The 5,909-nt window shown below is 50.6% G+C and carries 6 protein-coding genes and 1 pseudogene; all 7 read right to left on the reverse strand.

The window, feature by feature from the left end:
- Positions 1 to 554: pseudogene (locus ACMHXE_RS03490) on the reverse strand (hypothetical protein); the annotation flags it as partial.
- A 396-nt stretch (positions 555 to 950) separates the two neighbouring features.
- Positions 951 to 1,325, reverse strand: coding sequence for a PH domain-containing protein (locus ACMHXE_RS03495; protein ID WP_045284002.1), 375 nt, complete (start codon positions 1,323 to 1,325; stop codon positions 951 to 953).
- A 10-nt stretch (positions 1,326 to 1,335) separates the two neighbouring features.
- The gene (locus ACMHXE_RS03500; RefSeq protein ID WP_167398151.1) at positions 1,336 to 3,189 is read right to left on the reverse strand and encodes a peptidase U32 family protein; all 1,854 of its coding nucleotides are present in this window, start codon (positions 3,187 to 3,189) and stop codon (positions 1,336 to 1,338) included.
- A gap of 469 nt (positions 3,190 to 3,658) precedes the next feature.
- The gene (locus ACMHXE_RS03505; protein ID WP_101056738.1) at positions 3,659 to 3,982 is read right to left on the reverse strand and encodes a DUF6694 family lipoprotein; all 324 of its coding nucleotides are present in this window, start codon (positions 3,980 to 3,982) and stop codon (positions 3,659 to 3,661) included.
- A gap of 228 nt (positions 3,983 to 4,210) precedes the next feature.
- Entirely contained in the window at positions 4,211 to 4,645 is a 435-nt protein-coding gene (locus ACMHXE_RS03510) for an HNH endonuclease (RefSeq protein WP_101056737.1), read from the reverse strand.
- 43 nt (positions 4,646 to 4,688) lie between these two features.
- The gene (locus ACMHXE_RS03515; protein WP_019705996.1) at positions 4,689 to 4,988 is read right to left on the reverse strand and encodes a hypothetical protein; all 300 of its coding nucleotides are present in this window, start codon (positions 4,986 to 4,988) and stop codon (positions 4,689 to 4,691) included.
- Between the two features lie 143 nt (positions 4,989 to 5,131).
- Entirely contained in the window at positions 5,132 to 5,788 is a 657-nt protein-coding gene (locus tag ACMHXE_RS03520) for a quinolone resistance pentapeptide repeat protein QnrA1 (RefSeq protein ID WP_012579084.1), read from the reverse strand.
- Positions 5,789 to 5,909: the final 121 nt, after the last annotated feature.

Here is a 5,909-nt window from a genome sequence, read left to right on the forward strand (position 1 = left end):
ATCCCTTTATCGGCCAGCCACTCGGCTTGTGATGCGCGTTGCTCGTCAATGTAATCATTGATGACCTGTTTAGCACCGCCCATCATGGCGTTAATGGCTTTGGTTATCCCGGTTTCTTTCAGCTCGGCCGGGGCTTCCGGTGCTGGGGTGATGTTGGGCTCGACAATTGGCTCTGAGGCTTTGGAATAGTTGCCATGCCCGAACTGAGGCCGGGGAGGCAAACGCTTGACGCGTTCTCTGAAAGTGGGCGATACAAAAGGGCTGATATCACCAAAGAACTGTATGCTGCCGAAGTCATCGTCTCTGTCACCTAACAGGAAAAAGTCACCGCTTTCAAAACGCCAAGCGACGCGACTTAAAGCACTGTCAATTTGATGTTGGCTAGGGGCATAGGAAATGCCGCAATCACTCAGTAGGCTGTCTAAACCAAAGACCGTTTGGTTGAACCCTGGTTGACTGGATAGGGATCTTCGAATGTAGCCAAGAGCCCTTTCTGGTTGGATGATTCTAGGAATATCGTTTTGATAAGCATCACGGTAGTGCACAACTCGCATTTATCTCTCCTTGATAAAAAACCTTCCTGACTTGCAAGCTATCCGATGAATGTACCACTTTTCGGTATTGCGTGCCTCACATTGAAACGGCTTCTTAGCAGTAACTCGGTGTCGGCTGCCAACTTGGGGCCGCAAAATAGATAGAGGGTGCCGGCTGGTTTCAGGACACGCCACAGCTCGGCGCTGACACTATCAAGCCAGGCAAGAAAACTCTCCACGTGAGGCGGATGAGCCTGACAATCATCTGGATATTGAATCAAAAGCGCGTCTGGCAGCGGCACTGGCAGCATACCCGGGCGCTTTTATTCTGGTCAGTCACGATGAGGAGTTTGTGGCGCAGACCGGCATTGAAGAAGTGCTTTCCCTGTCAAATAGCGGATCTTAGACTTTTTAACCTCAGAGCGTGAATTTGGCTATGGTCTTTTGAATACCTACCACATCAGTGCCGCGCTTGAGCTCTTTGACCAGGGGCTCTGCCTGGCCTGAGATCCACAGCTTGAGTTCGGCATCCATGTCGAAGCGCCCGGCGGTTTCCACTTCAAAGTGTACTATCGCCTTGTAGGGGATGGAGTGATAACTCACTTTCTTGCCGGTCATGCCTTGTTTATCTATCAAGATCAGGCGCTTGTTGGTGAAGGCAAAGATGTCGCGAACCAGTTTATAGGCCAGCTGCAACTGTTCGCTGTCGGCCATAATCGGCGTCAGTTCTTCGTTGAGTTTATCCAGATCCACTTCACTGGCGTTGCCCATCAAGGCGTTCAAAAATCCCATGTTTTTCTCCTTAGCCTACCAACAGCATTTCACACTTATGGCAGTCGAACACCAGCTTGAACTGCTTGCCACCCAGCTCCATTTCCAGCGGCTCTGCCTTGATCCCCGGCACTTCTTTGGGGCACATGTTGTAGCTGTAACGTATGCAGTGTTTGGTGATCATCAAAGGCGCATCGCCTTTCACCGGCCGCACTTCATAGGCATCACGGATGGACACCACCCCGTGACGGGTATAGAAGTCCTTGGCCTTTTGGTTGGCCACATTGCCTAGATAGGTCAGGCTGCGCTGCGGGAAGCGGGCGCTGTCGTCCCGTATCCAGGGTGTGGGTCTTTGATACTCCTGAATGCGCGCTTCGTCCAGGGCAGCAATGGCATCACGGCGCAGGCCATTGATGATGGATGCCGGTACAAAAACGGCTTCGGCATCGCCAAAATCCACTTGTCCGAGACGAAAATCGGTATTGCCCAGCTTGGCGAGATGCTTGCCGAGTGATTCACGGTTGCGGCCAATATCCTTGGCCTGCTGTTTTTCGAAGTCAGCGGTCACTGTCGCCTGATGGCCATGACGGTCGGCGGCGGTCAGCGCCAGACCTGTCTGGGTATTGCTGAGGCTGAAGTCCAGCAACAGGGTTCGCTCGGCAGATTCTTTGGCCAGCAGGGCTTCAAAGGCCTGATCTTTGTTGCGATACAAGGTGGCACCGACATAGAGATCTTTCGGCATGTTTTTCAGATACAGGGTGTTACCCTCGGCGCGGTTGACCCGAAAACCTGTCAGCTTGTCATCCGACAACCTGGCCTTTTGATAGTTGGCGGCGAAGAAGCCCAGGCCATCCCCGTTGTGGAACTCGGTATCCGAGTCGACTTGGATGAAGTCTTTGCCTATCTTGCTGACTTTGCCGACCTCTACTCCCAAGTATTTCGGGGTGCGGAAGTCGCCGATGTCCGCCTTGCGCTCATTGACAAAGTAGTCCGTCTTGCCGCGGTTAAAGCTCTTGTCCGGATCTGGGGTGAAGCTGTAGCGGCAGCGGCCGTGGGACGAGGGTTCAAACTCGGGCCGACGCGCCATGATGGCATCCAGTTGCTGGCGGTAGTGAGCGGTAACATTCTTGACGTAGCTGAGGTCCTTGAGTCGGCCCTCTATCTTGAAGGAGCGGATCCCGGCGTCGATCAGCGCTTCGAGGTTATCTGTCTGGTTGTTGTCCTTCAGCGACAGCATATGGTCGTTGCTGGCAATGATATCGCCCTGGCGGGTCTTGAGATTACCCGGCATCCGGCATTGCTGCGAGCATTCGCCGCGGTTGGCACTGCGGTCTGTGTAGGCTTCACTGATATAGCATTGGCCGCTGTAGGCCACGCACAGGGCGCCATGGATAAAGAACTCCAGTCGCATCTTGGTCTCGGCGGCCACGGCGCGAATTTGGCTCAGACTCAGCTCCCGTGCCAACACCACCTGAGAAAAGCCAACATGCTCGAGAAAGGCGACTTTGGCCGGAACCCTGTTATCCATCTGGGTACTGGCGTGCAGTGCAATCGGTGGCAAGTCCAGCTCAAGCAGCCCCAAGTCCTGCACGATAATGGCATCGGCACCGGCCTCGTACACCGCCCAGATCAGGCGTCTGGCTTCTTCCAGTTCATCGTCCAGTAATATGGTATTGATGGTGACAAATACCTGGGCATGATATCTATGGGCAAACTGACACAGGCGGGTTATGTCCTCTATGCTGTTTCCGGCGGTATGACGGGCACCAAATGCCGGGCCGCCAATATAGACGGCATCCGCCCCATGGCGAATGGCCTCAATACCGAAGTCGGCATTCTTGGCCGGCGCCATCAGCTCCAGCTTGTTATCGGCCAATTGCACCATTTGCTTGGGGGCCGCAGCAGGGGCTTGTGTCTGTTGGCCGGGATTAAAGAGTTCAACACCTGTAGTGGACATGACTTACCGCTCGTCTGGAATTGGCTGAGAAATTTCGGGCACAAATTATAGCAGAGCCTGTCATTCATGATAGGGGAACTGTGACTTATGCCTTGTTTTTGCTATTTCAGCCGGTAATAGCAGCAGCGACAACACTGCATTCGACAGTATTCAATACTTGCTGTTTAAAAATTAACCTATAACTATTAATATCTTACTAAACTGAGGCTGGTTCGGTGGCATGAGAGCTGATTAATATCTTGGCCGGAGTGCTATGGACGCGCTTACTCAATCGGAACACCCGGTAGACTATCTTCCAACTGCAACAAAGAGCCAAAATATGGCTCTTTGTGCCGGGATAACTGCAGATGTGCGCCATTTTTATCTAAAGTTATAGAGGCTTTTGTTAAGCAGCCTTCTATCTGTTGCTTGGTTTTTGTGCAAGTTTGAGCACTTGCTCTAAGGTGAGTCCATCAATTTTTTTACCCACCAGGGCAAAGTCAATTTGACCCGCTTGATCTGAGTGTTTCATGGCGGCCAGAGGGCTGTCGAATTCAGCATGTTGGATTTTCATCAAAGCCATCACGAATTCCTGTTTGTCATGAGAATTTAACGTTCTCATGATACTAATAACACCTTGTTGGGTGGATTCTGCACTGCTGCCGTCGAAAACCATGGCTGTTGGCGTGGTGCTGCAAGCTACTAGTCCGGTTAAAAAGGCCGCAATTATTATATTTTTCATATGCAAGTTTCCGTATGTTGTTACTCATGAGTCTGCTGCTGAGTACTTAAAAGTATTCTTTCAAGCTCTAAGCTTGAGATAATGCCTGGCTGAAAACTGACGCCCATCTATGTTGTTGACTTATTTTTTTATAAAATTACGTGTTTTGCCCAACTTTTGATAGTAACAGCTTTGTTTCTTACCGGTAAACAGGTTGTGTTTTTGACGGGTGATTTACTGAACGGTAAGTCATTTGTCTAATTTGCCCAGGTTGCACTCTTCACAGAGTATTTGCATATTATTGATATCTAATGCTTTGTCTCTGTGTTTGCTGCGAGGTAGTACATGGTCAACATGCAGGACTATATTGTGTTCGGCTTTAGTACGGTTACACTTTACACATCTGTGCTCGTGAGTTTGCAGCACCTGATATCTGAGCGCTAGCCAGGCCCTGGATTGATAAAAGTTATCTATGGTTTTGGGCTCAAATTCACTGAGCTGCTCTGGTTGTGTAAAGATGCGGTGGCCTTGTTCGGGGGAAAAGAAGCTGGCTTGAATATCTCCCTGCTCCTGATGTTTGTTGAGCCATTTCCAAATGCCCCGTAAGGCACCTTGTTCACTCTTGTAGCATCGGGTTCTTATGCTGTCTCCTGTGCGAAAAGTAACTTGAATCTCCAGTTCCATTATTTCTCCTTACTTGTCTAACTTTTTAAGATGATTTTCAGCCTTAAATGTTTTTCTTTTCCGGTAACTCATTGCATTCATCGAGTTGTTTGAGGAGCTGAGTTTGTTGTTTGGAGAGCTTGATAATCTTAAGTGCTTCCCAGAGCGTGATGGCCGAGCCTATGGCGATTAATAGATAGCAATTTATAGGATTATTGAGCGCCTGGATGAAGGCATCTCCTTCGGCGATGACCAGGCCATAGAGTGCCAAGCCTATGAGTAAGATGCCTGGTGCTCCCAGTAGTTGGGTGATTGCCAAAGAGCGCTTGACCTGAGCCAGCTCGGCGTGCAGTTGAGTCTTCATAATGCCTCCTTTGAAGGGAAGGTATAACGTCGGCTGCGGCAGCAGAGAAACGGCATTCCGGCGGTAATACTCTGCTATAGCAGAATCTGCCTTGTTGCAGCGCGGAACTCAAGTGATATTTGCCTCTTGTGTTTGCATTCGAGCTAATCCGGCAGCACTATTACTCCCAAGGGTTCCAGCAGTTGCTCCTGTTGCCAGGCACAGATCTTGACTCCTTCGAGGTTGACCCGTCTGGGGTCGAGCCCATCCAGATCGGCAAAGGTCAGGTCACAGCCCCGCAGATTGACCTGTTGCCAACAGTCGCGGGAGAAGGTGCCGCGGCTGAGATCTGAGCCCATCAAGGAAGCGCCGCTGAGATTGGCATTGCTCCAGTTGTTTTCAAACAGCTCGCATTTTTCCAGGCATTGGCCACTCAAGTTGGTATAGGCCAGGTTGCAACCTGAGATATAAGCCGAGCAGAAGTACATCTTATGGCTGACTTGATTGTAGAAGCGGGCCCGGGAAAAGTTGGCGCCCTTGAGATCGCACTCCCTGAACTCTATGCCAAAGCAGTTGGCACCGCTGAAGTTGGCCAAAGACAGACGGCAGGCCTTGAAACTGGCATCGCGCAGATCGGCATAGCTGAAGTGACACCCTTCAACGGCGCCGCTTTCAATGAAACTGCAATCCTCGAAACTGGCATCCTGCAGCTGACAGTGGCTGAAGTCACACTGATAAAAGCGGCAGCGGCGAAAACGGCTGTCACTCAAATCCTGGCGTGAGAAATCCTCTTGCTGAAAAACTTTATCAATAATATCCATACGGCTTCCTTTAATCAGGGAGGGTGCTCCCGAATTCAGATAATAAGTGCACCACTCATGGTTAAACGGTGAGGAGAGATCAACTGCCTGTTGGTGATACTCTGTAGTCGCCAAACAAACA

The sequence above is a fragment of the Shewanella sp. BJSY2023SW007 genome, from assembly GCF_047314525.1.
Lineage (GTDB): Bacteria > Pseudomonadota > Gammaproteobacteria > Enterobacterales > Shewanellaceae > Shewanella > Shewanella chilikensis.